The following is a 24555-nucleotide window of genomic DNA, read 5'->3' as shown; positions in this document are numbered from 1 at the left end:
TTGGGCTTGACAGCCCAGTCTCTGGCAGTGTTCACTCAAGAAGTGGGCTGACAAGCCCAAAAAATCTCAAGCGCATCCCAAGCTGAAGACGACCACTCACCGGAGGCTGATTCGCCATGTCACGACTGAACGTCCCCTCTTCTGACGACGTCCCCGACGGAGTGAAGGGCATCCTCGACAACGTCGGCGCACAGTTCGGCTTCGTCCCGAACATGTTCGCGACTCTCGCGTCGAACCCGACCGTCCTCGACGTCGTCATGACACTGCAGGGCACCTTGAGCCGGGTTCTGGACGCCAAGACGCGGCACACCATCGCGCTCGCCGTGTCGCAGGCGAACGGTTGCGATTACTGCCTGGCGGTGCACACGTACGTATCGTCCGAACTCGGTGGCATGTCGAGCGATGACATCCACTTGGCCCGCGCCGGGAGCTCGATCGATCCCAAGCGCGCCGCGGTCGCCCGTTTCGCTCAGCGGCTGGTGGACAGCCGCGGTCAGGTGAGCGACGCCGACCTGGCGGCCGTGCGAGGTGCGGGATACACCGACCCGCAGATCCTGGCGATCGTCACGGTGGCGGTGCAGGTCCTGCTGACCAACTTCATCAACAACGTCAACCAGACCGACATCGACATCCCCGCCGTCAGCCCGGTCGGTACGCCGTGATGAGCGTTCGGGTCCTCGTCGAGGCGGCGTACTGAGCCGCTCGATCCGTCACTGTCTCCCACGGCACGAACTAGCTCGAATCACGCCGACCACCGCTCCTAACGCACTCATATAAGAAGCAGGCAGATTGACATGAATCTTGACAAGCTCATGAACAAGCACCTCACCAGGTATTTCGACCCCAGCAAGACCATTCCGGAGGAAACCCTTCAGCAGCTGCTGAGGTTCCTGCGCTCCACGCCGTCATCGGTGAACGTACAGCCCAACCACTTCTACGTCCTCGCCACGCCCGAAGGCAAAGAACGGCTCGCGGCCAACCTGGGCGAACGATTCCAGGACAACGCCGAGAAGATCCTGAACGCGTCGCACACCATCATCCTCACCACCCGGGCAGATGTGCCTGACAGCCACCTCGATGCGGTGTTCACGAAGGAGAGGGCCGACGGCCGGTTCCCTGACCCGTCGAAGCAGGAGCTGTGGGAATCGATGACCCGAGACTTCCTCGACCTGCGCAACTACGGCTACAAGGACCTGAACCACTGGATGGAGAAGCAGACCTACATGGCGGTGGGCCTGACCATGATGGCGGCCGCCGAGCTCGGCGTCGAGGCCACGCCGCTGGAAGGGTTCGACCCGGCCAGTGTCGACAAGGCGTTCAAGATCCGCGAGACCGGACACAGCACGACGGTGCTGCTGGCCCTCGGCTACCCCGACCCCGGGAAGGTGTACACCAACCCGATCTCGCGATTCGACGCCGACCGGCTGTTCACCTTCATCTGAAAACCCACGACGCATACGAGGAAGGGGGCAATCTCAATGAAAGCCATTGTGGTAACCGACCAGGCCGCGGGAACGGCAGGGATGACGCTGACGGAGCGGCCCGAGCCGTCCGCAGCGATCAACGATGTCATCGTTCAGATTCACGCATCGGGCTTCGTCCCGACTGAGATGGAGTGGCCATCGACCTGGACCGATCGCGCCGGCCGTGACAGGACACCCTCGATCCCCGGCCACGAGCTGGCCGGAGTGGTCGCCGCCCTCGGCTACGGCACGACGGGGCTGTCGGTCGGGCAGCGGGTGTTCGGCCTCGCCGACTGGCACCGCGACGGCACCCTTGCGGAGTATGTGGCGATCGAAGCACGCAACCTCGCACCGCTGCCCGGCGACGTCGACTTCACAGTCGGCGCGTCCCTGCCGATCTCGGGTCTGACCGCGTGGCAGGGGCTGTTCCAGCACGGCCGTCTTCAGGCCGGCCAGACCGTCCTCGCCCATGGCGCAGCCGGGGCGGTCGGGACGATGGTGACCCAGCTCGCCCGGGAGGCGGGCGCATACGTCATCGGCACCGGACGCGCCGCCGACCGTGAGAAGGCACTCGACTTCGGCGCGCACGAGTTCCTCGCCCTCGAGAACGACGCGCTGGAAGACGTCGGAGGCGTCGATCTGGTCTTCGATGTCATCGGCGGCGACATTCAGAAGCGGTCCGCCGCCCTGATCAAGGCCGGAGGAATGCTGGTGTCCGTCGTCGGTCCGGTCGAGGCGCGGCCCGCTGACGGCCTGGCGGTGGACTTCGTTGTCGAGGCCGATCGTGCCGAACTGGGCGAGATCGTGCAGCGGGTGCGGGACCGGCGGCTGCGGACGAACATCGGTGACGTCGCGAGCTTCGACGATGCCATGGATGCCCTTAACCCGACCACCCGACGCAGTGGAAAGACAGTCATCCGCATACGCCCGTAGGGAGCCGATGGCCGCAGTCCGACTGGCGGGTCATCCGCCGCCGTTCGTGGCGGCCATGCGGAGGACGCCACATTGGCCTTGACCGGGCGGTCAGGGCACTCGGATCGATAGAGGAGTTGATCACCTTGGATGGACAGGAGCTGCAGAAGATCGCGGGCGACTGCACTGTGGGACTGCCCGGCGCCGAGCTGGAGCGTGATTCCGGCCCCGACTGGCACCGCTACAAGGTGCGCGGCAAGGTCTTCATGCTCATGACCGACATGCCAGGGCGCCCCGTCGTGATCCTGAAAGCCGATCCGGACGACGCCGCAGCCCTGCGTGAGCAGTACGCAGACATCACTCCCGGCTATCACATGAACAAGAGGCACTGGATCACGCTGGAAGGCGGGGGCACCATCGACGAGAAGCTGGTGAAGGAGCTCGTGATCGACTCCTACCGTCTCGTGGTCGGCGGGCTTCCCAAGTCCGAGCAGCCCGTGGATCCGCGTACCTACGGCCGCCGCGCCTGAGCACGAGGCCGGCAGGTGGCCGCATGGCCTGAGCCGGCACGGCGGGCAGCACGGCACCGACAAATCTTCCGCGGCTTTTTGGTCGATCGTCACGCCTGCCGGGGGTGCGGGCACTGCGGCAGCGTGGGAACCGGAAATATCCGGCGCGATTCGCCCGCCATGCGGGACGAATCGGTGCGGCCATCAGAGAAGAGGGGGTCGTCGATGGGAGACGGGATCAGGGCGCGGGTGTCGGTCACCGGGCTGGGCGCCACCACGCCGCTGGCCGGGGACGTGGCCGGCACCTGGGCGGGCCTGCTGGAGGGACGGTCCGGCATCCGCCTGATCGAGGAGGACTGGGCCGGGGATCTGCCCGTGCGGATCGCCGGCCGGCTGCCGGTGGACCCCGCCGAGGTGCTGGGCCGGGTGGCGGCGCGGCGGCTCGACCGCTGCCAGCAGGCGGCGCTGGTCGCCGCGCGGGAGGCGTGGGCGGACGCGGGGGCGCCCGGCGTCGAGCCCGAGCGCCTCGCCGTGGTGATCGGCACAGGGGTCGGCGGCGTCCTGACCACGCTGACGCAGAACGAGATCCTCGAAAGGTCCGGGCCGCGCAGGATCTCGCCCTACACGGTGCCGATGCTGATGCCCAACGGACCTGCGGCGGTGGTCAGCATCGAGCTCGGGGCGCGCGGAGGCGCGCATACGCCGGTGAGCGCGTGCGCCACCGGCGCCGAGGCGATCGCGATGGGCCTCGACCTCATCAGGCTCGGACGCGCCGACGTGGTGATCGCGGGCGGTGCGGAGGCGTGCGTGCACCCGCTGACCCTCGCCGGGTTCGCCCAGGCCAAGGCCGTTTCCCCGCGCAACGACGCGCCGCAGGAGGCGTCGCGGCCGTTCGACACGGGACGCGACGGCTTCGTGCTGGGCGAGGGGGCCGCGCTGGTGGTGCTGGAACGCGAGGAGTTCGCCGCCGCCCGCGGCGCCCGGGTCCACGCCGCTCTCGCCGGCGCCGGGGTCACCTCCGACGCCCACCACATCACCGCCGCCGACGCGGCGGGACAGGCGCGCGCGATGCGGCTCGCCCTGGCCGACGCCGGTCTGGACGCGCTCGACGTGGGCTACGTGAACGCCCACGCCACCTCGACCCCCACGGGCGACCTGACCGAGAACGCGTCGATCGCCGAGGCGATCGGCACGCACCCGGCGGTCACCGCGATCAAGTCGATGACCGGTCACCTGTGCGGCGCGGCCGGGTCGCTGGCCGCGATCGCCACCGTCCTCGGCCTTCGCGACGGGATGATCCCCGCGATCCGCAACCTCGACGACCCGGACCCGGAGGTGAAGCTCGACCTGGTGGCCGGCGCGCCGCGCACCGGACGCTGGACGGCCGGGCTGGTGAACTCCTTCGGCTTCGGCGGCCACAACGCGTCCCTGGTGTTCACCAGCGTCTGACGGCCGCGTCAGATGGGGCCGCGGCCGTCGAAGAGGTCGTCCGGCCAGGGGCTCTGGCTGCCGTCCCCGCTGCCGGACGGGCCGGGAGTGGGCTGCTGCGGCTCGGGCGAGGCGGGCTCGGGCGGCGGGGTGGGCACGAACTGCGTGTTCGGCAGCGGCCGGGGCGGCTCCGGCTCGTCCTCGCCGCGGAACAGCATCATCCAGGTGACCAGCAGCAGCGCGAGCACGAGCGTGGCCAGCAGCGTCGAGGCGAGCACGACCGCGCGCCGGGTGGCCACCGGCGGCGGGGGCGGCGCGGGCGGGGCGGGCAGCGCGGGAGTGCGGTCGCCCAGCCAGTAGTGCGCGAAGTCGGGCCCGTGCCGCTGCCCGATCAACGTGCCGGACACGGGGACCGGGTCGAGGAACCGCTCCGCCCCCGGGCCGTTCGGCATGTACGGCACGGCCACCCAGGGCGCGGGGCCGCCCTGCATCGCCAGGACGGGAGGCGTGTCGGGCGGGACCCGGCCGCGCACCCGGTCGACCAGGGAGGCGCCCCACCCGCGTACGCCCGTCCGGCCCTGCGCATCCCTGATCGCGGTGACGAACCGGTCCCTGGCGGCGGCGTCGAGGGCGGCGCCGCTGGACAGGACGGCCACCGACACCACCCGGCCGTCGGGCGCCTGGCCCAGGTAGACGAGCCCGGCCGGGGCCGTCTGCAGACGTGCCTGCAGCGCGAACGGCCCCACGTGGGGCGGGTCGCCGTACTGCAGCGGAGTCACCATCCTCCACATCAAAACACACGGGCACGGCAGGGGGTGTGGCACGCGCCGGGACGGGCAAATGGGAGAGAAATGGATTCTCCAGCCGAGTCACGATTGAATAACGAGCATGACCGTTGCCGATGAACGCAGTGACCCGGAGCCCGGCGAGGGCGTGACAGAGCAGGAGGGCGAAGCCCGGCTGGACGCCCTGCGGGAGTCGCTGGCCGAGGTCCGGCGGGTGATCGTCGGGCAGGAGCACATGGTCGAGCGGCTGCTGGTGGCGCTGCTCGCCCGGGGACACTGCCTGCTCGAAGGCGTCCCGGGGGTCGCCAAGACGCTGGCCGCCTCGACGCTGGCCACCGTCGTGGGCGGCACGTTCGCCCGCATCCAGTTCACCCCCGACCTGGTGCCCAGTGACATCGTCGGCACCCGCGTCTACCACCCCAGCTCCGAGCGGTTCGACGTCGAGCTCGGGCCGGTGTTCGTCAACTTCCTGCTCGCCGACGAGATCAACCGCGCTCCGGCGAAGGTGCAGTCGGCCCTGCTGGAGGTGATGGCCGAGCGGCAGGTGACGCTCGCGGGACGCACCCACCCGCTGCCCCGGCCGTTCATCGTGCTTGCCACACAGAACCCGATCGAGTCGGAGGGCGTCTACCCGCTGCCCGAGGTGCAGCGCGACCGGTTCCTGTTCAAGGTGCGCGTGTCCCACCCGAGCGCGCACGAGGAGCTGGAGATCCTGCAGCGGATGAGCGTGCGGCCGCCCGTGCCCAGGCCGGTGCTCGATCCGGCCACGCTGGTGCGGCTGCAGGACATGGCCGAGGAGATCTCGGTCCACCAGCTCGTGGCCGACTACGTCGTACGGCTGGTCATGGCCACCCGCACCCCGGCGGACTACGGTCTGGCCGACCTGCAGGACACGATCGAGATCGGGGTGAGCCCCCGGGCGACGCTGGGCCTGATCGCCGCCGGGCGGGCCCTGGCCCTGCTGCGCGGGCGCGACTACCTGCTGCCCGACGACGTCCGCGACGTCGCGGTCGACGTCATGTCGCACCGGCTGATGCTCACCTTCGACGCGCTGGCCGACGAGGTGGACCCCGACGACGTCGTACGCCGGGTCCTGCAGGCGGTGCCGCCGCCTCTCGTCGTGTGGAACCAGGGCATGCGATGAGCGGGGCGAACCCCGACCAGGCGCTGCGCCGGCTGGAGCTGACGGTGGTGCGGCGGCTCGACGGGCTGCTGCAGGGCCGCCACCAGGGGCTGATCCCCGGGCCCGGCAGCGAGCAGGGCGACACCCGCGTGTACGTGCCCGGCGAGGACGACGTGCGCCGCATGGACTGGGCGGTGACGGCGCGCACGACCGTGCCGCACGTGCGCGACCTGATCGCGGACCGGGAGCTGGAGACCTGGGCGGTGGCCGACCTGTCGGCCAGCATGGAGTTCGGCACGGCCGACATGTCCAAGCGCGATCTGGTCGTCAGCGCCGTCGGGGCGATCGGGATCCTCGCCGGCCGGGTGGGCGACCGGTTCGGCTCCTACATCCTGTACGGGGACGACGTACACCGCTTCCCGGCCAAGCCGGGCCGGCCCCGGCTGTACGCTCTGCTGCACTCGCTGCTCAGCGCGCCGCCCGCGCAGGGCGCGGTGGATCTCGGGGAGGCTCTGGAGATGATGGCGACGGCGCACCGCAAGCGCGGGCTGCGGGTGATCGTCTCCGACTTCCTCGACTCGCCCGACTCCTGGGAGCCGCCGCTGCGCCGCCTGGCCGCGCGGCACCAGGTGCTCGCCGTGGAGATCATCGATCCCCGCGAGCTGGAACTGCCCGACGTCGGGTTCGTCAACCTCGCCGACCCCGAGACCGGGCGCTCGCGCGGCGTCCACCTGTCCCAGACGCTGAGGGAGCGGTACGCCGAGGCCGCGGCGGAGCAACGGCAGGAGACCCGGGCGGCGCTGCGCCGGGCCGGGGCCGCCCACCTGGTGCTGCGCACCGACCGCGACTGGGTGTTCGACATCGCCGAGTTCGTGCTGCGCCAGCGGCGGGCCTCCCACCTGCTGCGCCGGGCCGCGAACAGGAAGGCGGGCGCATGACCTTCCTCGCCCCCGGGTGGCTCTGGCTGTTCGTCCTGATCGCCACGCTGGTCGCGGCGTACGTCGCGGCGCAGTTCGCGCGCCGCCGCTACACCGTGCGCTTCACGAACCTCGCGCTGCTGTCGCTGGTGGCGCCGGAGCGGCCCACCTGGCGGAGGCACGTGCCCGCCGTGCTGTTCCTCGTCATGATGAGCCTGCTGGTCCTCGGCGCGGCCCGGCCCGCGGGCGAGGTGAGGGTGCCCCGCGACCGCGCCACCATCATGGTCGCCGTGGACGTGTCGCTGTCGATGGAGTCCGCGGACGTCCCGCCCACCCGGCTCGTCGCGGCCAAGCAGGCGGCCCAGCAGTTCGTGAAAGACCTGCCCGAGCGGTTCAACGTCGGCGTGGTGGCCTTCGCCAGATCGGCCGCCGTCGTCATCTCCCCCACCACCGACCACGCGGCCGTGAACACCGCGATCTCCAGCCTGACCACGCGGCCCGGCACGGCGATCGGCGAGGCCGTGTTCAACTCGCTCGACTCGATCAGATCGTTCGACCAGCGGGCGGTCACCGATCCGCCCCCGTCCGCGATCGTGCTGCTGTCGGACGGCGACAACACCTCCGGGCGTTCGGTCAACGATGCCATCGAGGCGTCGGTCGGCGCCAAGGTGCCGGTGTCCACGATCGCGTACGGCACGCCCGACGGCACGGTGTCGATCGACAACCGGGCGGTGCAGGTGCCGGTGAACAAGGCCACACTGAAGTCGTTGTCGGACGGCACCGGGGGCCGGGCGTACACCGCGGAGTCGGGCAGCGAACTGCACGACGTGTACGCGCAGATCGGCACCTCGCTCGGCTACAAGGTCGTGCACCAGGAGATCACCCAGCGGTTCCTCGTCGCGGCGATCGTCGCGGGCCTGCTGGCCGCCGTCGCGGCGATGCTGCTGGGCGCCCGCATCCCCTGACCGCATCCCCTCACCCCATCCCCCGACCGCGCTGTGTTCAGCCCACCGGCGCCTCGCGGGGCAGCTCACCGACCTTGTCCGCCTCCTCCCGCCGAGGAGCCCGGGCGAAGGCCAGCCCGGCCGCCAGGCACGCCACGGGCACGACGGGAAGCACATAACGGTGGTCGAAGTCGAGCACGGCCACCGGCGCGACCAGCAGCGTCACGGCGACCGCCCACGGCAGCGCCGCCTGCCGCCGCGGTCGCCGCAGCGCCCCCGTCAAACCCAGCAGCAGGACGGCGGCCAGCAACGGCCCGCGCAGGTAGGCCGCGTACTGGTAGGCGATCAGCAGGTCAGCGTACGGCCGGACCGAGCGCATGCCCGTGAGATCCGGGTCGTACTCACGTCTCACCTGGTCGGCGAGCGGCTGATCGGCGGGCAGCGGCCAGGTGCCGAGTGCGAAGCCGAACGCGGGGACGGTGCGCGCCGGGTGGGCGACGGGGGTCCAGGCGAACGCGAGCGCGGTGTCCTTCACCACGTCGCGCAGGTAGTCCAGCGGCTGGGCGGCGACGGCGCGCAGCGCGAAGGCGCGTGCCCGGTCGTTGAGCGCGACGTGTCCGCCGGGAAGCCGGTTGAGGGAGGACTCCTTCGCCCACACGTACTCCCCCGCGGCGTCGAGGACGGTCCCGTTCGGACACAGTGGCGCGAGATCCCGAGGAGGGCGGATGACCGCGCAGTCCGCGAAGGTCATCGACCGGGCCCACAACGCCACGCCGTCCGTGCCGCTGACGCCGATCCGGCCGTGGACCCCGCCGTACCACGCCGCGTACGCGGCGACCGGCAGTAACCCGGTCAGGGCGAGCACGGCCGGCCGGCGCCAGGGGACGCGGCGGACGGCAAGCACCAGCAGGACGAGCAGGATCAGTGGCAGCGCGATCGTCCGGGTGAGGGCGGCGCCCGCGAGCAGCAGGCCGGCGGTCGCGGCGGCACGCGCGGACGGCACCGGCCGGCGGACCAGCAGGGCCGTGGCGGTGACGACCAACAGGATGAACAACGTGTCGGACACCACGGCGTGCTCCAGCCGGAGAAACGACGCGTCGAACAGCCCCGGCGCCGAGGCGGCCACGGCGGCCCAGCCGGGCGATCCCCTGCCGCGCAGCGCCGCGTAGACGACCACGCCGGTCGCGAGGCCCATCGCGTGCTGCACGGCGACGACCACCTCGACGCTGTGGAAGGGCAGCAGGGCGCGCAGCAGCAGGGGGTATCCGATCGGGTGGAATCCCTGCTCCGGCTGCAGGTGAACGGCATTGCGCAGGTAGGCGAACGAGTCGTACCAATAGAGCCGGGCCGGCGGGTAGCCGAGCATGGTGACCATCCTGAGCACGGCCGCGGCGACGAGCGCGACCGTGAAGGCCCGGTGGTGTCTCATCCCGGCGAGCACCGGGAGCAGGACACGAGCGTATGCGGCCATGACGAACCCATTCGTTGAGGGGGAGATCCGGCCGGGCGCACACCCGACCGGGGTCTCACGGACGCCGTGGCTTTACGGGCGTTCAGTGCAGAAGGCGTCCCTGGGGCGCGGCTGGGGGTTCGGAGTGGGGTTGACGAGCATGAGCGCCTGTCCGTCGGCGACCATGACCCCCTCGTAGACGTACCAATCGGCGGGAGCGGACGGCCTGGGTCCCTTGGTGGCGTAGGAGGTGAACTCCGCCCGCAGACCGCGTTCCCGCAGCAGGGGCAGGACCTCGGCGACGGTCTTGTTGACGTAATCCACGCAGTGGAACGGCTGGCCCTCCATGTCGATGGCCTCCAGGACGCCGTAGCGCTCCCCGGGCCGCGCGGCGCGGCCGATCAGCACGGTGGCGTGCCCGCGGAAACCGACCGGGATTCGGAAGCCGATCGGGCAGCCCGCCATTCGCACGCACTCGCCCGGCGCCTCGATCGGCCTGATCGCGCTGAAGTCCCGGGTGCCGTCGAAGTAGAGCGCACGTCCCGCAGAGGCCGCCGCCATCGGCACGAGTCGCACGTCCACGTCAAGGCCACGCTGACGCAGTTCCCGCTGGTACGACGCGGGAGCGGCGAACAGGTCCCGCACCATGACGACGTAGTGGTCGCCCTCCCGCCTGATGTCGAGCGCCGCCGCGGCGGGCGTGGGACCGAGGCCGGCCGCCCCGGGCACGAGCCAGCCCACGGCGAGCAGGACGGCGGCGAGCGAGACGATCACGGGCACCAGACGAGGGCTGCGCGCGATGCTCCGGGCGGCGCCGGCGACGGCCCTCGCCACACGCGGCCGGCGGGACGCCGGAGCCGGGCCGGAGACGATCTCCTCCAGCAGTTCCAGGGCGGCCGGCGTCATCCCCGGGCCTGGGTCCGGGGCGATTCGGGCAACGAGCCGGTGCAGGTCATCGCGGTCGCAGGTCATCACGCCTCCCCTCCCGCCAGCGCCGGCATCCGCGCCAAACGCGGGCCACGTCCACCCCCGCGGAGCTCAGCTCCCCGGCGAGACGCTTGCGGGCCCGGTGCAGCCGAAGGCGGGCGGCTCCGCGCGAACAGCCCAGCACCGTGGCGATCTCCGCCGATCCCAGCCCTTCCCAGCTCACCAGCGCCAGCACCTCACGGTCGTCGGGGCCGAGGCGCCGGAACGCCGCGCGTACGGCGTCGAGATCCTCGCGATCCGGTGTCCAATCGTGCTCGCCCCATGGCCGAGCTCCGCGCCGAGCCGCTCCACGAGCGCGCTCCTTCGGGTCGCGGCCCTGCGGCCGTTGGCCAGCACCCGCCGGGCCACGCCGTACAGCCATAATCGCGCCGACGGGCCGGGAGGGACGTCGGCGATGCGGCGCCATGCCGTGGCGAAGGTCTCGGCGAGAGCGTCCGCGGCGTCCTCGGGGGATTCGGTGCGGCGCCGCACATATGCGAGGAGATCCGCGTAATGCGCCATATAGATCTCCTCGAAACGACGCCTCAGGTCCGAGCGGGCCACCGACACTCCTCCTTCACCGCTTTCTCCGTCATCTCGTACGTGTCCGGAAGGCCGGAAGTGTTTCAGCCTGCTCCCTGGTCCTCGCGGGCGCGGAGATCACCGGTCTCCGGCGTTGGTACGTTTGGGCACGTGGCCCATTACTTCGAGGAGAGTCCCCAGGCGGCCAGCCGGCCCGGTTCGGTCGCGCTGGTCCTCCCGGATCTGCACCTGCGGCTGGAGACCGACCGCGGCGTGTTCTCCCCCGAACGCATCGACCCGGGGACGCGGGTGCTGCTGGAGACCGTGCCGCCGCCACCGGCCGAGGGCGACCTGCTCGACCTCGGCTGCGGCTACGGGCCCATCGCGCTGACGATGGCCTCGCGGGCGCCGAAGGCCACGGTGTGGGCCGTCGACGTGAACCGGCGCTCGGTGGAGCTGTGTGCGCGGAACGCCAAGAGCGCCGGCCTTGACAAAGTAAGGTCGGTTCATGCCGACGAGATACCCGAGGACGTCAGGTTCCGGGCCATCTGGTCGAACCCGGCCATCCGGATCGGCAAGACCGCGCTCCACGAGATGCTCACCCGGTGGCTCGACCGGCTCACCCCCGACGGCAGCGCCTACCTGGTCGTGCAGAAGCATCTGGGCTCCGACTCCCTGCAGCGCTGGCTGAGCGACCAGGGCCGGCCCACCTCACGGCTGGCCTCCCGGTCCGCCTACCGGGTGCTGCGGGTCGACGCCCGTCCCGCCGAGATTCAGGAGCGATGACCGCCCGATGAGCACTCCCAACCCGCGCAGGCAGCTCAAGCCGACCGACGTCAAGCGGCTCAACCGCACCTGGCGCCGCAACACCGAGGGCCGTCTCGCGCTGATCCTCGAATCGGTGACCGGGCCCTTCAACATCGGATCGATCTTCCGTACGGCCGCCGCCTTCGGCGCGGAGACGGTCTGGCTGGCCGGCAACGCCACCCCGCCCACCAACCCGAAGGCCCAGAAGACCGCGCTCGGCACCGACCGGCTGCTCGAGTGGCACGAGCCGGTCCCGGTGGCCGAGGCCGTACGCGCCGCGAGGGAAGACGGCTTCCGGGTGGTCGCGGTCGAGCTGACCGGCGATGCCGTTCCCCTGCACGAGGCCAAGCTCGGCGGCGATGTCTGCCTGGTGCTCGGCAGCGAGGACCACGGCTGCTCCCCCGCCTGCCTGGAGGCGGCCGACTCGGTGGCCTACATCCCGCAGGTCGGCAGGGTCGGATCGGTCAACGTGGCGGTCGCCGCGGCCATCGCGATGGCGGAGGCCAGGCGGCAGGAGTGGGCGTCGCCCGCCGGGTAGCCCACGTCCACCCCCGGGAGGCCAAGCAAGCGGCGAGGGCCCGCGGCCCGCGCCGGCCGCGAGCCCTCAGGGGCCGTACGACGGTCAGCCCAGCGTGGGGAGCGGACCGAACAGCCAGTTGCCGCGGCTCTCGGGGTCGGGACTGCGGAAGAACTGCTCGTTGGCCACGTGCAGCTCCTGCCTGCTCAGTGAGCCGTTGCCGTCGAGGTCGAGACGCTCGAACGCGACGGCGGCGTTCGCCTCCGACATGCGGAAGGCGCTCTCGGCCATCCGCAGGTACTCGGTCCGGGTGATCCTGCCGTCTCCGTCGGTGTCCATCAGGTCGTAGAAGGCGTCGGCGACCGGCGCGACATGGGTGTGGTAGCCCGCCTCGGGCTGGGTGACGAACCGACGGAACCCGTCCGTGAACTCCTTCAGCTCGACGCGCTCGTCCCCGTCGGCGTCCATGGGCAGGGTCACCTCGTCCCACAGCCTCGCGTACCGGTCCCGGACCCGCCGCGACTCCGTGGAGCCCGGCGCGAACCCGAACGCGTTCACCAGCCGGTCGGCCGAGGCGGTGTAGTCCATCTTGTCGACGGTCCCGTCGTCGTCCACGTCCAGGAGCGTGAACAGATGGGCCAGCTTGCGCTGCTGCAGGTCGTTGAGCATGCACCCTCCTTGAATTGGTCACCGTGAGCAATCGCGACTTTACCTTCCGCTACCTGTTGTGGGAAGGTGCCGTGGTGCGGGTTCACGTGATCGACGGCGCCAACGGCTTCGTGGCCTCTCATCTCATCGGCACACTGCTGGCCCGGGGCGAGGAGGTGATCGCCCTCGCCCGCGCCTCCGCGGAGGTGGTGCGCCGCCGTGTCGAGGACGCGCTGCGGTGCCTCGGCTTCGACGAGGCCCCGGCGGGCCGCCTCCGGGTGCGCGGGCTGGCGCTGGACGAGCCGGACCTCGGCCTTCCGGTCGCCGAGGTCTTCGCGGAACCCTGCGTCTACTGGCACGTCGCCGCGCTCGTCACCTTCTTCCCCCGCCGGGAGGAGGAGCTCCTGAACGTGAACGTGGCGGGATCGGCCAACGCGCTGTCCACCTACGAGCGGCACGCCCGTCCCGGCTCGCGCTACGTCCACGTCGGGACGGCCTATCAGTGCGGGCTCGACGACACCGAGGGCCCCGTTCCCGAGGACTGGCCGTCGCAGGCTCCGCCGGACCGGTTCCGGAACTTCTACGAATACTCCAAACGCCTAGCGGAGATCGCGCTGGCGCGGTCGCGGTCCGTCCGCGAGGGCACCGCCCTGGTGGCCCGGCTGGGCGTGATGGTCGGGCACTCCGGCACGGGGCGGGCGCTGACCGACTACGGCCTGTACGACTTCCTCCGGGTGATCGCCTTCTTCGCCCGGCGCACGCCCGGTGAACGGGTCCGCCTCCCCTGTCATCCGGAGGCCAACCTCCATCTGACCCCTATCGACACCACGGTCTCCCGGTTGCTCGCGCTCGCCGCCGCCGACCAGCCGCGTCCGGTCTCCCACGTGGTGAACGGAGCCACCGTGCCGGTGCGCGACCTGTTCGGCGTGATCAACGCCCGGTTGCCGATCGAACTGGTTCCCGCCACACCCGAAGAGATCCGCGACAGGCCTTTCGGCCGGTTCGAGGCGCTGGTCAACATGCGGGCCAAGTACACCGCGACCTACTTCCGGCACCGCTACGACTTCGCGTGGCGGAACGCGGTGGCGCCGCCCGCCGTCACTCCCGCGGTCCTCGACCGGCTCGTCTCCTGGTACGTACGGGAGGGGTTGCCCGAATGACCGACTTCGTCACACACATACGGAGCCGCATCAGCGACGACCGTGAGTTCGTCTTCGTGCGCGACGACGGCGGCACGGCCCGGCTCACCTTCGCCGAACTGGACCGGCGGGCGCGCGCCACCGCCGTGTGGCTCGCCGGACGCGGCCTGACCGACCAGCCGGTGCTGCTGCTCTACCCGGCGGGGCTCGACTTCACCGTGGCGTTCCTCGGCTGCCTCTACGCCCGGGTGCCGGCGATCCCCGCCCCCCTGCCGGACGCGGGCGCACCACACGCGAGCCGCGTACGGACACTGATGCGGGACGCGGGCGCGCGGCTGGTCCTGACCGATCCCGGACACGTGTCCGAACTGTCCGATCTTTCGGCCCGAGTGGCCGATCACGCGGTCGCCGATCCGGACGCCTGGACTCCACCGGCCCTCTCCGACGCCACCATCGCCTACCTGCAGTACACCTCCGGCTCGACCAGTGACCCGCGCGGCGTCGAGGTCTCGCACGGCAACCTGCTGCACAACCTGGAGCTGTTCCGGTTGCTGGCGCGGAACACGCCGGTGCGGCGGCTGGCCGGGTGGCTGCCCCACTACCACGACATGGGCCTGGTCGGCCTTCAGCTACAGGCGCTCCACGCGGGCACCGGCCTGGTGTTCATGTCACCCACCGCGTTCGTCGCGCGGCCGGTGCGCTGGCTGGAGCTGATCAGCCGGTACGGCGCGGACTGGACCGTGTCGCCGGACTTCGGATACGCCTGGTGCACGCGAAGGATCACCGACGAGCAACTCGCCGGCCTGGACCTGTCCACACTGACCATGGCCGTCAGCGGAGCCGAGCCGATCCGCGCCGGCACGCTCGCCGAGTTCGAGCGGCGGTTCGCTCCCGCCGGCTTCCGGCCGACCACCTGGAATCCCGGTTACGGCCTGGCCGAGTGCACCCTGATGGTCACCTGCGTGCCGCAGGGGCAGGGCGTGACCGTGCGCCGGTTCGACCCCTCCGCGCTGCAACGGAATCGGGCGGTCCCGGCGCCCGAGGGGACGCCCCTGGTCGCGTGCGGCCCGGTCTCCGGTCTCGATCTGCGTATCGTCGGCCTCGACGGCTCCGGCAACGTCGCCGACGGCGAGATCGGGGAGATCTGGGTGGCGGGCCCCAGCGTCGCCCTCGGCTACCGGGGCCGCCCGGCGGAGACCCGCGCCGTCTTCCTGGCCGACGATTCCGCACCGCACGGCCGCTGGCTGCGCACCGGTGACCTGGGGTTCCTGCTCGACGGCCAGCTCTACGTGACGGGACGGATCAAGGATGTGATCATCGTCAACGGCCGCAACCTCTACCCGCAGGATCTGGAGGAGGCCGCGGCGCGGGCCAACCCGGCCGCGGGGCGCAGCGCCGCCTTCGGCGTCCGGCGCGGCGACGGCCGGGAGCACGTCGTCCTCGTGCAGGAGGTGCGCCGGGGCCAGTCGGGGGCCCTCGGCGAGACGGCCGAGCGGATCATGGATCGGGTGACGCGGGAGTTCGGCATCCCGCTGAGCCTGATGCTGGTGCCTCGTGGCGCGGTGCGGCAGACCACCAGCGGCAAGCTTCGCCGCCGGCACATGCGAGAGCTGTTCCTCGACGGACGCCTCACCCCACTGCACGCCGAACTGGAACCCGCGGTCAACGACCTGCTGGAGACCGTCGCGTGAACGCCGCCTCCGATCCGATGTCCCCCGGTGACCTGCGCCGATGGCTCATCGAGCGGGTGGCCGCCTATCTCGGGCTGCCACCCGCGGAGATCGATCCGACGGTGAAGCTCCGCACGTACGGCCTGGACTCGATCCATTCGCTCAGCCTGTGCGTCGACGTGGAGGAGGCGGTCGGCCTGCTGGTCGAGCCGACCCTGGCCTGGGATCACCCCACGATCGAGGACATCGCCGCCCATCTGGCCGATCTCCTGTCACGAGACCCGACCACGCGGGGGCCGGCGGACACGGAGTGAACCGCGACACGGTGAAGCGGAACTTCCACCCCGAAGATGACAAGGGACTCTTGTGACGCAAATGTTCACCTTGGCGCGCTGACTGTGTGGCCGGAACCCGGCATACTCCTTTCGTGCATCGCCGTTTCGCGTTCCTCGACCACCCCGGACCGCTCGCCTTCGCGCATCGAGGCGGGGCGGCGGAGGCCCGCGAGAACACCATGGCCGCCTTCTCCCGGGCGGTGGAGCTCGGTTACACCTTTCTGGAGACCGACGCGCACGCGACCGCCGACGGCGTCCTGCTCGCGTTCCACGACCACACTCTCGACCGGGTCACCGACCGCACCGGCCGCATCTCGCGGCTGCCCTACCGCGAGGTGCGCGAGGCCAGGATCGGCGGCCGGCACGAGATCCCGCTGCTGGAGGACCTGCTCGGCGCCTGGCCGGACGTGCGGTTCAACATCGACGTCAAGGAGAGCGCCGCGATCGCCCCGCTGGCCCGGGCGATCCACCGCACCCGCGCCTACGACCGCGTGTGCCTGACCTCGTTCTCCGAGGCCCGGCTGGCCCGCGCCCGGCGGGCGATCGACCGGGAGGTCTGCTTCTCGCTCGGCCCGCGCGGCCTGACCGCCCTGCGTACGGCCGCGATGGGAGGCGGGTACGGCAGGCTGCTGTCCGGGCTGGCCCGGGCGGGCGTGCCGTGCGCGCAGGCGCCGATCGGGTTCCGCGGCCTGCGGGTGACCACCCGTGCCCTCGTGCGCACCGCGCACGCGATCGGGATGCAGGTGCACGTGTGGACGGTGAACGACCCGGTGACGATGGCCCATCTGCTCGATCTCGGCGTCGACGGGATCATGACGGACAACATCAGCGGCCTGCGCGACGTGCTCAAGTCACGCGGGCAGTGGCACCCCCGCCCGGCCGTACCGTGACCACGGACCATCCCGTCCGATCAGCCGCACCCCCTGACGCTGCCCCCTGACCTGTCCCTTGTTGCACCCGGGCCCCCGCCGAACCCCGGCCTCCGCCGATCTCCCGGCCCCCGGCGACGCTCCACCCCCATGAGGAGAGACCATGACCGCTCCCCAGGTCGTCCACGAGGAGATCCCCAGCGCACGGCGGCGCGAGCAACGCGGCTGGTACTGGTATGACTGGGCGGACTCGGCGTTCCAGACGACCGTCCTGACCGTCTTCCTCGGGCCGTACCTGACCTCGGTCGCCACTGCCGCGGCGGGCGGCGAGGACGGCTTCGTGGCGTTCCTGGGCCTGGACCTGCGGCCGAAGGCCTACTTCACCACCATGGTGACGATCTCGGTGCTGCTGCAGATCGTGATCATGCCGGTGGTCGGCGCGCTGGCCGACCACACCGGCCGCAAGAAGCAGATCCTGGGGGTCTTCGCCTACCTGGGCGTGGTGGCTACGCTCGGCTTCTACTTCGTGTCCGGTGACGCGTACCTGCTCGGCGGCGCGCTGTTCCTGGTCGCCAACGTGACCTTCGGCGCGGCCCGCGTGGTCTACGACTCCTTCCTGCCGCAGATCGCCGGGACGGAGGAACGCGACACGATCTCCAGCAGGGGCTGGGGCTTCGGCTACCTCGGCGGCGGCCTGCTGCTCGCGCTCAACCTGGTGATCTACCTGTTCGCCGACATCGAGACCGGCCTGGCGGTGCGGATCAGCCTGGCCTCGGCGGGCCTGTGGTGGGGCGCGTTCGCCCTGATCCCGATGCTGCGCCTGCGCAACCGGCGGGTGCCCGTCCATGAGTCGACCGCGGCCCGGGCCGTGGCGGGCAGCATCCGCCAACTCGGCCGTACGATCGCCGACCTGCGCCGCTACCCCCGCACGCTGCTGTTCCTCGCGGCCTACCTGGTCTACAACGACGGCGTGCAGACGGTGATCAGCTTCTCCGCCACGTACGCCGACCAGGAGCTGGGGCTGAGCCAGACGCACCAGATCGGGGCGATCCTCATGGTGCAATTCATCGCCGTCGGCGGCGCGCTCGGGCTCGCGCGGCTCGCGGTGAGATTCGGGACCAAGCGGACCGTCCTGGCCAGCCTGGTGGTGTGGACGATCGTGGTGGGCGTGGCCTACTTCCTGCAGAAAGGCTCGGCCGTCCAGTTCTACGCGATCGCCTTCGCCATCGCGATCGTCATGGGCGGCACCCAGGCGCTGTCGCGCTCGCTGTACTCCCTGGTGATCCCGCCCGGCCGGGAGGCGGAGTACTTCAGCCTCTACCAGATCAGCGACAAGGGGTCGGCGTTCCTCGGCTCGCTGGTGCTCACGCTGGCGCTCCAGCTCACCGACAGCTACCGCACCGCGATCGTCTCGCTGGTGGCGTTCTTCGTCCTCGGATTCGCACTGCTCAGCGTTGTCAACCTTCCCCGAGCCATCCGTGAGGCGGGGAACGAGGTGCCCGACCACATCTGAGACCAGTGGGACGGAAAAAGCGCGATTGGATCAGGTCTCGGCTGGGAATCCACACACGGTATCAGGCGTTGTACGCGGTGGCGAACGAACCCCTCGAAGGCGGGGACCTCAGGAGGCTTAAAGACATGGGCGAGCGTGCACTTCGCGGTACCCGGCTCGGCGCGACCAGCTACGAGAACGACCGCAACACCGATCTGGCCCCGCGTCAGGAGGTGTCCTACACGTGCCCCAAGGGCCATCTCACCACCGTCCCGCTCGCCGTCGAGGCCGAGATTCCCACGACCTGGGAGTGCCGTCACTGCGGCAGCCCGGCGCTGCGGGTGGACGCGGAGCAGCCCCAGCAGAAGAAGGCGAAGCCCCCGCGGACCCACTGGGACATGCTGCTGGAGCGCCGCTCGATCGAGGACCTCGAAGAGGTGCTGAACGAGCGACTGGCCATTCTGCGCGAGCAGCGGCGCAAGAGCGCGTAGGACGCCGACGACGCCCCCGGCGGCCCGGAGATCCATTCGTCCGGGCCGCCGGGGGCGTTCACGTGTCCGCGCTGTTCGGTGCGCGCTGTTGGGTGCGCGCTGTTTGGTGCGGATGCGGGATTCCGGTCCGGACTGCTTGCTCAGCCGGTCGGCGCCGGCGCACGGACGACGGCCATGGGGCACGTCGCATAGTGGAGCATGGCCTGGCAGACCGATCCGAGGATCAGGCCGGTGAACTCGCCGTGCCCCTGGGAGCCGATGACCAGCAGGTCCGCGCCCGCCGACGCCTGCCGCAGCACGTCCACCGGATGTCCCCGGACGACCTCCTCGACGACCTTCACGTCGGCATAGAGCTCGCGCCGCCCGGCGAGTGCCTCCCTGACCATCCGCACCTCGACGCTCTCGTCGTCGAAGTCGTCGGGGAGCGGCGCGAAACCGCCACCCGCCCCCAGCGGGCTGTAGGCGTGCACCACCCGCAGGCCCGTCCCGCGCAACGCCGCCTCGGCGAAGGCGAAGTCGAGCACCTTGCCGCAGGCGGGCGATCCGTCGATGCCCACCACGATCTCCGGGCGCGGCGCGGAGGGCACCTCCCGCACGACGACCACGTCGCACGGGGCGTGACCCGCCACGCCGTACGCGACCGAGCCGAGCAGCAGGCCGCGGAAACCGCCGAGCCCGTGGTTGCCGACCACCAGGAGATCGGCGTCCACGGCCGCCTCGACGAGCGCCGGGCGCGGGTCGCCGGCCAGGATCGCGGTGTCGACCTGCACCCGGGGCGCCTCCACGCGGACCCGCTCGGTGGCGGCGTCGAGGACGGCGGCGGCGCCGTCGCGCATCCACGCCGCGACGTTCGTGTACGGACCCTGCTGCGCGGTCGAGCACGCCCAGGCGGGGATGGCGTTGGCGATGCGCAGGGGGACGCCACGCAGCTCGGCCTCCCGGGCCGCCCAGCAGACGGCCTCCATGCCGGCGCGCGAGCCGTCGACACCCACGACGATCATGACGCCCTCCCCTCGTCCGGTCCTTCCATCACATCGTTCCCCCGCCGGGCCGTGCGAGCGCCGAAGGTCCCGCCGGAACGGGACCTCCGGCCCCCGGCGTCCTCTACGACACCCCCGCTCCTACAACAGGGCGCGCTCCGGGGAGACGGCGGCGCGGGCGGTGAGGTGGTGACGCAGCCGCTCACCCTCGACGTCGAGGTCGGGCAGCGCCCGGTCCAGAGCGCGTGGCAGCCACCAGGCGGCGCGGCCGAGCATGGACATCACGGCGGGGACGAGGGTCATGCGGACCACGAAGGCGTCGACGAGCACACCGACGGCCAGCGCGAAGCCCATCGACTTGATGATCGGGTCGTTCATGAACACGAACCCGCCGAACACCGCCGTCATGATCAGCGCCGCGGCGGTGACGACCCGCGCGTTGTGCCCCATGCCGTTGATCGTCGCCTGGCGGGGCGTGTCGCCGTGCACGTAGTCCTCGCGCATCCGCGAGACCAGGAACACCTCGTAGTCCATGGCCAGGCCGAACAGGATACCGATGAGCAGGATCGGCAGGAAGCTCACCAGCGGGCCGGGCACGTCCACGCCCAGCAGACCGGCCAGGTGGCCCTCCTGGAAGATCGCCACGGTGATGCCGAAGGTCGATCCGACGGTGAGCAGGAAACCCAGCGCCGCCTTGACCGGGACCAGGATCGAGCGGAAGACGAGCATGAGCAGCAGCACCGACAGGCCGACCACCAGCAGCAGGTACACCGGCATGGCGTCGGCGAGCTTGTCGGACACGTCGATGCCCACGGCCGTCGCGCCGGTGACGGCGATCTCGGCGCCGCCGATCCTGGCGACCTTGGCGCGGATGGCGTGGACGGCGTCCTCGGTGGCCGCGGCGGTGGGCCCGGCCTTGGGGATGATGGTCAGCAGCGCGGTGGTGCCCGCGGCGTTGGGCTGTGGCGGAGCCACCGCCAGCACGCCGGGGGTCTGCTGGATCAGCTTGGCGGCCTCACTGGCGGCGGCCGTCGTGGCCGCGCGGTCGGCGGCGGAGACCACGGCGATCAGGCGGGCGTTGAAGCCCTCGCCGAACCCCTCGCTGGTCAGGTCGTACGCCTCGCGGGCCGGGGTGCCGGGGGCGGCGGTGCCGGCGTCGGGCAGGGCCAGCCGCAGGTCCTGGGCCGGCAGTGTGAGCGCACCGAGGCCGAGGACCCCGGCCAGCAGGATCGGCACGCGCAGCCGGGTGACCACCCGTCCCCAGGTGTGGCCGAAGCCCCGGCCGCCCGCGTCGGCGTTCTCGCCGGTGCGCTGCCTGCGGGGCAGCACCCGGGTTCCGGCGTACGACAGGAAGGCGGGCAGCAGCGTGAGGGCGACCAGCACGGCGACGGCCACCGTGCCGGCGGCGGCCAGGCCCATCACGCTCAGGAACGGGATGCCGACCACCGACAGACCGGCGAGCGCGATGACCACGGTGGCCCCGGCGAACACGACCGCCGATCCGGCGGTGCCCACCGCGCGGCCCGCCGCCTCCTCCGGTGCCACGCCCTCGGCCAGGAACTGGCGGTAGCGGGAGGTGATGAACAGCGAGTAGTCGATGCCGACGGCCAGGCCCAGCATCAGCGCCAGCACCGGCGTGACGGAGGTCAGCTCGACGACGCCGCTGAGCGCGAACAGGCCGCCCATGCCGGCCCCCACGCCGATCAGCGCGTTCAGCAGGGTCATGCCGGCGGCCACCAGCGAGCCGAAGGTGACGATCAGCACCACCGCGGCGATGACGACGCCGATCCCTTCGGATCCGCCCACTTCCGGCGCGGCGTTCAGCACCTCCCCGCCGTGCTCGACCCGCAGCCCCGTCACGGAGGAACCGGCCTTCGTGTACGCCTCGCGCTGGGCCTCGGTGACGTCCTTGAGCGCGCTGGCGAACTGCACCTGGACCAGGGCGTAGCGGCCGTCGGCGGAGACGGCGCCGGACTTGAAGGGGTCGAGGGCGGCGACGACGCCGGGGATGCCGGCCGCCTCCTTGATCACGGGCGCGATCGCGGCGGGGTCCAGCTTCCCGCCCTGCGGAGCGGCGACGACGATGGTGCCGGTGGCGCCGCTGGCCTGCGGGAACTCCTTGGCCAGGGCGTCCAGCGCCCGCTGCGACTCGGTGCCGGGCATGGCGAACTTGTCGCCGGTCGGCCCGTGGAAGGCGGCCGCGGCGAGGCCCAGGACCACGAGCAGCAGCAGCCACACGGCGGCCACGAGCCCGCGTCTGCGGAAGGAGAACCGGCCCAGCCGGTACAGCAGGGTTGCCATAGCAGATCTCTTTCTTCGGGAGGTCAGTCGGTCTGCAGGCCGAGCGTCCGCAACGCGCCGCGGGTCAGCTCCGCGCGCAGCGTCTCCTCGGGGAGCGTGAGCTCGCCGGCGCTGGTCAGGATGATCCCCAGCATCGCCATCCAGGCCCAGACCCGGGCCTGAGGGGTGGCCGAGCGGCCGGACAGGGCGACCGTCAGCCGTTCGGTGAGGCCGTCCACGTCCGGCAGTTCCGGCCGGTTGAGCAGCGCGTCGACGTCCTGCAGGAGGATCTTCACCTGCAACCGGAACCGCAGGGACAGGTCGACGAGTCCGGCGACGGCGGCGCGGGCCGCCTCCTCGCCGTCGAGCCCGGCGAGCCGCCCTTCCAGCTCGGCGAACTCCGGCCCGACGGGCGCCAGCAGCTCGGTCAGGATCGCGTCCTTGTTCGTGAAGTGGTAGAGCAAGGACGCCTTGGAGCAGCCCGCGTCCGTGGCGATGTCCTGCAGGGAGGTGCCGCGGAAGCCGTGGGCGGCGAACAGCCGCACGGCCGAGTCCAGGATGTCCGCGCGCATGGTGGTTGCGGAACGTGCCATGCGGACCACCTTAGCTGACCGATCGGCCAGCTTTTGACCGATCGGCCAGTAACCAGGGTGCGCGAGACGCCGCGACCTCTTAGGCTCGGAGCGGTGATCCATCTTGCGTTGGCTAAGTTAGCTTGCTAAGTTAGCTGCATGGAACGGAATCTCAGCCTCAACCTGCACGTGCTCACCGCCCGGCTGGACCGGGCCGCCGACCGGATTCTCCGGGCGGAGCACGACATCTCCTACAGCCGATTCCTGGCCCTGACCCTGGTCGGGGAACTGGGGGCCTCGACACAGCGAACCCTCGCCGAATACCTCGGCGTCACCGAGCCGTCGGTGAGCCGCATGACCGGTGTCCTGGCCGCCGACGGCCTCCTCGATGTCCAGCCCGACCCCGCCGGGGGCAACCGCCGGCGGCTGAGCCTCACCGACGAGGGGAAGCGGCGGGTGGCCTCGATCCGGCAGGAGTTCGAAGACCGGCTGGCCATGGTCGTCGCGGCAAGCGGCGTGCCGTACGCCGAGTACGCCGAGCACACCGCGCGGCTGCTGACCACGTTCGACCGGCTGGAGCGGGAGGCGGGCAAGTGAGCCAGAACACCGATATTTCGCCCTTACACGAGCACACGGCAGTTTCGGCCGACGGCACGGCGATCGGTTACCGGACCCTGGGCGCAGGACCGGACCTGATCATGGTCGGCGGCAACCTGAGCACCTCCGACGACTACCTGCCGCTGGCCCGGCTGCTGGCCGGCTCGTTCACGGTGCACGTCGTCGACCGGCGCGGACGCGGCGCCAGCGGCCCCCAGGGACCGGAGTATTCCCTGGCCAAGGAAGTGGAGGATCTACGCGCCGTCCAGGCCGCGACCGGGGCCCGCCTGGCCTTCGGGCACAGTTATGGCGGGCTTGTCATCCTGGAGACCGCACGCTCCTTCCCGTTGTTCGACCGCATCGCGGTCTACGAGCCGGGAGTGCCCTGCGCCCCCGTCCCCACCGGATGGATGGCCCCGTTCCGGGAGCGGCTGGCCGCGGGCGACCACTACGGCGCGTTCGTCCACTTCATCCAAGGCTCCGGCGGAGCGCCGGCCTTCATGACCAAACTGCCGCACTGGTATCTGCGCACCGTGATGCGCGTGGTGTTGCGCGGGCAGAGATGGGAGCGCATGCGATCCCTGCTGAAGGCGTGCCTGGCCGAACACGAGCAGCTCGCCGCCCAGTACGGCCGGCTCCCCGAGTTCGCCGACGTCACCGCCCCTGTGCTGCTCCTCGTCGGCGGCCGCTCCAAGCCCGATCACCGAGCGGAGTTCGCCATGCTCCGCGACACCCTTCCCGACGCCACTCTCACCACCGTCGAGGGCCTTGATCATCTTTCCCCGACACAACCCAAATCGGGCCCGGTCGTGGTCGCGCGGGCACTGCCGTTCCTCCTGTGACGGTTCGGAGGGAGCGGCCCCCGTTGAGCACGGACTATTTCACCCGCCTCCATGTCTCAGCCCGGCGCCAGTCCGGGAAAACGAGAAGGCCCGGCTGGAAAGGCCGGGCCTCCGCTCGGGCGGACCGTGCCGCCAGATCACCCGCCGGAGATCACACGCGGGAGATCACAGGTCGAGCAGGTCCACCGACACCTGCCAGAGGAGGGTGGCGGCCTCCGGGTCGAGCGCGTACGCCGCGACGCCCCGGCCCTCGCCCGATTCGACGACCTCCGTCTCCTGGTTGTCCTCGAAGGGTTG

General features: G+C 71.2%; 26 protein-coding genes and 1 pseudogene. 18 read left to right on the top strand and 9 right to left on the bottom strand.

What is annotated here, in order from left to right:
- Positions 1 to 116: 116 nt before the first annotated feature.
- From ACIBK1_RS15210 to ACIBK1_RS15190, 5 genes are all read left to right on the top strand, one after another.
- Entirely contained in the window at positions 117 to 662 is a 546-nt protein-coding gene (locus ACIBK1_RS15210) for a carboxymuconolactone decarboxylase family protein (protein WP_030509879.1), read from the top strand.
- 132 nt (positions 663 to 794) lie between these two features.
- Positions 795 to 1442 carry a nitroreductase family protein gene (locus ACIBK1_RS15205; protein ID WP_357315310.1) on the top strand — a complete coding sequence of 216 codons (648 nt, stop codon included), beginning with the start codon at positions 795 to 797 and terminating at the stop codon, positions 1440 to 1442.
- Positions 1443 to 1478: 36 nt separating this feature from the next.
- Positions 1479 to 2396, top strand: coding sequence for an NADP-dependent oxidoreductase (locus ACIBK1_RS15200; protein ID WP_396735263.1), 918 nt, complete (start codon positions 1479 to 1481; stop codon positions 2394 to 2396).
- A 125-nt stretch (positions 2397 to 2521) separates the two neighbouring features.
- Entirely contained in the window at positions 2522 to 2905 is a 384-nt protein-coding gene (locus ACIBK1_RS15195; protein WP_396735260.1) for an MmcQ/YjbR family DNA-binding protein, read from the top strand.
- A gap of 204 nt (positions 2906 to 3109) precedes the next feature.
- Positions 3110 to 4333: a beta-ketoacyl-[acyl-carrier-protein] synthase family protein gene (locus ACIBK1_RS15190; protein ID WP_396735257.1), complete on the top strand. Its 1224-nt coding sequence runs from the start codon at positions 3110 to 3112 to the stop codon at positions 4331 to 4333.
- Positions 4334 to 4341: 8 nt separating this feature from the next.
- Here ACIBK1_RS15190 and ACIBK1_RS15185 read toward each other — a convergent pair whose 3' ends face one another.
- A complete protein-coding gene (locus ACIBK1_RS15185) occupies positions 4342 to 5094 on the bottom strand; it encodes a hypothetical protein (protein ID WP_081903762.1) in 753 nt (250 codons plus the stop codon).
- Positions 5095 to 5200: 106 nt separating this feature from the next.
- On the opposite strand from ACIBK1_RS15185, the gene ACIBK1_RS15180 reads away from it, so the two are divergent.
- The 3 genes from ACIBK1_RS15180 to ACIBK1_RS15170 are packed head-to-tail and all read left to right on the top strand — an operon-like array spanning position 5201 to position 8102.
- Positions 5201 to 6241: an AAA family ATPase gene (locus tag ACIBK1_RS15180; RefSeq protein WP_030509885.1), complete on the top strand. Its 1041-nt coding sequence runs from the start codon at positions 5201 to 5203 to the stop codon at positions 6239 to 6241.
- The gene (locus tag ACIBK1_RS15175; protein WP_396735254.1) at positions 6238 to 7158 is read left to right on the top strand and encodes a DUF58 domain-containing protein; all 921 of its coding nucleotides are present in this window, start codon (positions 6238 to 6240) and stop codon (positions 7156 to 7158) included. Before ACIBK1_RS15180 ends, ACIBK1_RS15175 begins: the two co-directional genes overlap by 4 nt.
- The gene (locus ACIBK1_RS15170) at positions 7155 to 8102 is read left to right on the top strand and encodes a VWA domain-containing protein (RefSeq protein WP_396735251.1); all 948 of its coding nucleotides are present in this window, start codon (positions 7155 to 7157) and stop codon (positions 8100 to 8102) included. Before ACIBK1_RS15175 ends, ACIBK1_RS15170 begins: the two co-directional genes overlap by 4 nt.
- A gap of 37 nt (positions 8103 to 8139) precedes the next feature.
- On the opposite strand, the gene ACIBK1_RS15165 is transcribed toward ACIBK1_RS15170, so the two are convergent.
- From ACIBK1_RS15165 to ACIBK1_RS15150, 4 genes and pseudogenes are all read right to left on the bottom strand, one after another.
- Positions 8140 to 9552: a hypothetical protein gene (locus ACIBK1_RS15165; protein ID WP_396735248.1), complete on the bottom strand. Its 1413-nt coding sequence runs from the start codon at positions 9550 to 9552 to the stop codon at positions 8140 to 8142.
- Positions 9553 to 9624: 72 nt separating this feature from the next.
- Positions 9625 to 10503, bottom strand: coding sequence for a hypothetical protein (locus tag ACIBK1_RS15160; protein ID WP_396735245.1), 879 nt, complete (start codon positions 10501 to 10503; stop codon positions 9625 to 9627).
- Entirely contained in the window at positions 10484 to 10879 is a 396-nt protein-coding gene (locus ACIBK1_RS15155; protein WP_396735242.1) for an RNA polymerase sigma factor, read from the bottom strand. The genes ACIBK1_RS15160 and ACIBK1_RS15155 overlap by 20 nt, the downstream gene beginning before the upstream one ends.
- 2 nt (positions 10880 to 10881) lie before the next feature.
- A pseudogene (locus tag ACIBK1_RS15150) lies at positions 10882 to 11019 on the bottom strand (sigma factor); the annotation flags it as partial.
- A gap of 171 nt (positions 11020 to 11190) precedes the next feature.
- Here ACIBK1_RS15150 and ACIBK1_RS15145 point away from each other — a divergent pair.
- Complete coding sequence (locus ACIBK1_RS15145) at positions 11191 to 11805, top strand: class I SAM-dependent methyltransferase (RefSeq protein ID WP_396735239.1); 615 nt, start codon at positions 11191 to 11193, stop codon at positions 11803 to 11805.
- A gap of 7 nt (positions 11806 to 11812) precedes the next feature.
- Positions 11813 to 12364, top strand: a complete 552-nt coding sequence (locus tag ACIBK1_RS15140; protein ID WP_030509891.1) for a TrmH family RNA methyltransferase — start codon at positions 11813 to 11815, stop codon at positions 12362 to 12364.
- 84 nt (positions 12365 to 12448) lie between these two features.
- Here ACIBK1_RS15140 and ACIBK1_RS15135 read toward each other — a convergent pair whose 3' ends face one another.
- On the bottom strand, positions 12449 to 13012 hold the full coding sequence (locus tag ACIBK1_RS15135; protein ID WP_051762054.1) for an EF-hand domain-containing protein: 564 nt from the start codon (positions 13010 to 13012) through the stop codon (positions 12449 to 12451).
- A 74-nt stretch (positions 13013 to 13086) separates the two neighbouring features.
- Between ACIBK1_RS15135 and ACIBK1_RS15130 the strand changes: the two genes are divergently transcribed.
- The 6 genes from ACIBK1_RS15130 (at position 13087) to ACIBK1_RS15105 (ending at position 18987) form a co-directional block, all read left to right on the top strand.
- The gene (locus ACIBK1_RS15130; RefSeq protein ID WP_197042763.1) at positions 13087 to 14151 is read left to right on the top strand and encodes an SDR family oxidoreductase; all 1065 of its coding nucleotides are present in this window, start codon (positions 13087 to 13089) and stop codon (positions 14149 to 14151) included.
- A complete protein-coding gene (locus ACIBK1_RS15125) occupies positions 14148 to 15821 on the top strand; it encodes a fatty acyl-AMP ligase (RefSeq protein ID WP_396735234.1) in 1674 nt (557 codons plus the stop codon). The genes ACIBK1_RS15130 and ACIBK1_RS15125 overlap by 4 nt, the downstream gene beginning before the upstream one ends.
- Positions 15818 to 16114: an acyl carrier protein gene (locus tag ACIBK1_RS15120; protein ID WP_239105304.1), complete on the top strand. Its 297-nt coding sequence runs from the start codon at positions 15818 to 15820 to the stop codon at positions 16112 to 16114. Before ACIBK1_RS15125 ends, ACIBK1_RS15120 begins: the two co-directional genes overlap by 4 nt.
- 113 nt (positions 16115 to 16227) lie before the next feature.
- Entirely contained in the window at positions 16228 to 17025 is a 798-nt protein-coding gene (locus ACIBK1_RS15115; protein ID WP_030509896.1) for a glycerophosphodiester phosphodiesterase, read from the top strand.
- Positions 17026 to 17167: 142 nt separating this feature from the next.
- The gene (locus ACIBK1_RS15110; RefSeq protein ID WP_030509897.1) at positions 17168 to 18517 is read left to right on the top strand and encodes an MFS transporter; all 1350 of its coding nucleotides are present in this window, start codon (positions 17168 to 17170) and stop codon (positions 18515 to 18517) included.
- Between the two features lie 125 nt (positions 18518 to 18642).
- A complete protein-coding gene (locus tag ACIBK1_RS15105; RefSeq protein ID WP_030509898.1) occupies positions 18643 to 18987 on the top strand; it encodes an RNA polymerase-binding protein RbpA in 345 nt (114 codons plus the stop codon).
- Between the two features lie 140 nt (positions 18988 to 19127).
- Here the strand turns inward: ACIBK1_RS15105 and ACIBK1_RS15100 are convergent, their stop codons facing one another.
- The 3 genes from ACIBK1_RS15100 to ACIBK1_RS15090 form a co-directional block, all read right to left on the bottom strand.
- Positions 19128 to 19988, bottom strand: coding sequence for a universal stress protein (locus tag ACIBK1_RS15100; RefSeq protein ID WP_030509899.1), 861 nt, complete (start codon positions 19986 to 19988; stop codon positions 19128 to 19130).
- A gap of 120 nt (positions 19989 to 20108) precedes the next feature.
- A complete protein-coding gene (locus tag ACIBK1_RS15095; RefSeq protein WP_030509900.1) occupies positions 20109 to 22268 on the bottom strand; it encodes an MMPL family transporter in 2160 nt (719 codons plus the stop codon).
- A gap of 23 nt (positions 22269 to 22291) precedes the next feature.
- Positions 22292 to 22840 carry a TetR/AcrR family transcriptional regulator gene (locus ACIBK1_RS15090; RefSeq protein ID WP_030509901.1) on the bottom strand — a complete coding sequence of 183 codons (549 nt, stop codon included), beginning with the start codon at positions 22838 to 22840 and terminating at the stop codon, positions 22292 to 22294.
- A 138-nt stretch (positions 22841 to 22978) separates the two neighbouring features.
- Here ACIBK1_RS15090 and ACIBK1_RS15085 point away from each other — a divergent pair, with 138 nt between their 5' ends.
- Together ACIBK1_RS15085 and ACIBK1_RS15080 are read left to right on the top strand one after the other, a co-directional pair.
- The gene (locus tag ACIBK1_RS15085; RefSeq protein ID WP_030509902.1) at positions 22979 to 23416 is read left to right on the top strand and encodes a MarR family winged helix-turn-helix transcriptional regulator; all 438 of its coding nucleotides are present in this window, start codon (positions 22979 to 22981) and stop codon (positions 23414 to 23416) included.
- The gene (locus ACIBK1_RS15080) at positions 23413 to 24258 is read left to right on the top strand and encodes an alpha/beta fold hydrolase (RefSeq protein ID WP_051762055.1); all 846 of its coding nucleotides are present in this window, start codon (positions 23413 to 23415) and stop codon (positions 24256 to 24258) included. The genes ACIBK1_RS15085 and ACIBK1_RS15080 overlap by 4 nt, the downstream gene beginning before the upstream one ends.
- Positions 24259 to 24555: the final 297 nt, after the last annotated feature.

The organism is Microbispora rosea (assembly GCF_044460045.1).
In the GTDB taxonomy this organism is placed as follows: Bacteria; Actinomycetota; Actinomycetes; order Streptosporangiales; family Streptosporangiaceae; genus Microbispora; species Microbispora rosea.
This window is presented reverse-complemented; position numbering and strand designations above follow the sequence as displayed.

What these genes read in the sequence shown, in the direction of transcription:
- ACIBK1_RS15200 (WP_396735263.1), top strand. Translation starts at nt 1,479, where the DNA reads ATGAAAGCCATTGTGGTAACCGACCAGGCCGCGGGAACGGCAGGGATG.
- ACIBK1_RS15210 (WP_030509879.1), top strand. Translation starts at nt 117, where the DNA reads ATGTCACGACTGAACGTCCCCTCTTCTGACGACGTCCCCGACGGAGTG.
- ACIBK1_RS15105 (WP_030509898.1), top strand. Translation starts at nt 18,643, where the DNA reads ATGGGCGAGCGTGCACTTCGCGGTACCCGGCTCGGCGCGACCAGCTAC.
- ACIBK1_RS15165 (WP_396735248.1), bottom strand. Translation starts at nt 9,552, where the DNA reads ATGGCCGCATACGCTCGTGTCCTGCTCCCGGTGCTCGCCGGGATGAGA.
- ACIBK1_RS15180 (WP_030509885.1), top strand. Translation starts at nt 5,201, where the DNA reads ATGACCGTTGCCGATGAACGCAGTGACCCGGAGCCCGGCGAGGGCGTG.
- ACIBK1_RS15140 (WP_030509891.1), top strand. Translation starts at nt 11,813, where the DNA reads ATGAGCACTCCCAACCCGCGCAGGCAGCTCAAGCCGACCGACGTCAAG.
- ACIBK1_RS15175 (WP_396735254.1), top strand. Translation starts at nt 6,238, where the DNA reads ATGAGCGGGGCGAACCCCGACCAGGCGCTGCGCCGGCTGGAGCTGACG.
- ACIBK1_RS15085 (WP_030509902.1), top strand. Translation starts at nt 22,979, where the DNA reads ATGGAACGGAATCTCAGCCTCAACCTGCACGTGCTCACCGCCCGGCTG.
- ACIBK1_RS15100 (WP_030509899.1), bottom strand. Translation starts at nt 19,988, where the DNA reads ATGATCGTCGTGGGTGTCGACGGCTCGCGCGCCGGCATGGAGGCCGTC.
- ACIBK1_RS15095 (WP_030509900.1), bottom strand. Translation starts at nt 22,268, where the DNA reads ATGGCAACCCTGCTGTACCGGCTGGGCCGGTTCTCCTTCCGCAGACGC.
- ACIBK1_RS15125 (WP_396735234.1), top strand. Translation starts at nt 14,148, where the DNA reads ATGACCGACTTCGTCACACACATACGGAGCCGCATCAGCGACGACCGT.
- ACIBK1_RS15185 (WP_081903762.1), bottom strand. Translation starts at nt 5,094, where the DNA reads ATGGTGACTCCGCTGCAGTACGGCGACCCGCCCCACGTGGGGCCGTTC.
- ACIBK1_RS15110 (WP_030509897.1), top strand. Translation starts at nt 17,168, where the DNA reads ATGACCGCTCCCCAGGTCGTCCACGAGGAGATCCCCAGCGCACGGCGG.
- ACIBK1_RS15160 (WP_396735245.1), bottom strand. Translation starts at nt 10,503, where the DNA reads ATGACCTGCGACCGCGATGACCTGCACCGGCTCGTTGCCCGAATCGCC.
- ACIBK1_RS15090 (WP_030509901.1), bottom strand. Translation starts at nt 22,840, where the DNA reads ATGGCACGTTCCGCAACCACCATGCGCGCGGACATCCTGGACTCGGCC.
- ACIBK1_RS15135 (WP_051762054.1), bottom strand. Translation starts at nt 13,012, where the DNA reads ATGCTCAACGACCTGCAGCAGCGCAAGCTGGCCCATCTGTTCACGCTC.
- ACIBK1_RS15205 (WP_357315310.1), top strand. Translation starts at nt 795, where the DNA reads ATGAATCTTGACAAGCTCATGAACAAGCACCTCACCAGGTATTTCGAC.
- ACIBK1_RS15155 (WP_396735242.1), bottom strand. Translation starts at nt 10,879, where the DNA reads ATGGCTGTACGGCGTGGCCCGGCGGGTGCTGGCCAACGGCCGCAGGGC.
- ACIBK1_RS15190 (WP_396735257.1), top strand. Translation starts at nt 3,110, where the DNA reads ATGGGAGACGGGATCAGGGCGCGGGTGTCGGTCACCGGGCTGGGCGCC.
- ACIBK1_RS15170 (WP_396735251.1), top strand. Translation starts at nt 7,155, where the DNA reads ATGACCTTCCTCGCCCCCGGGTGGCTCTGGCTGTTCGTCCTGATCGCC.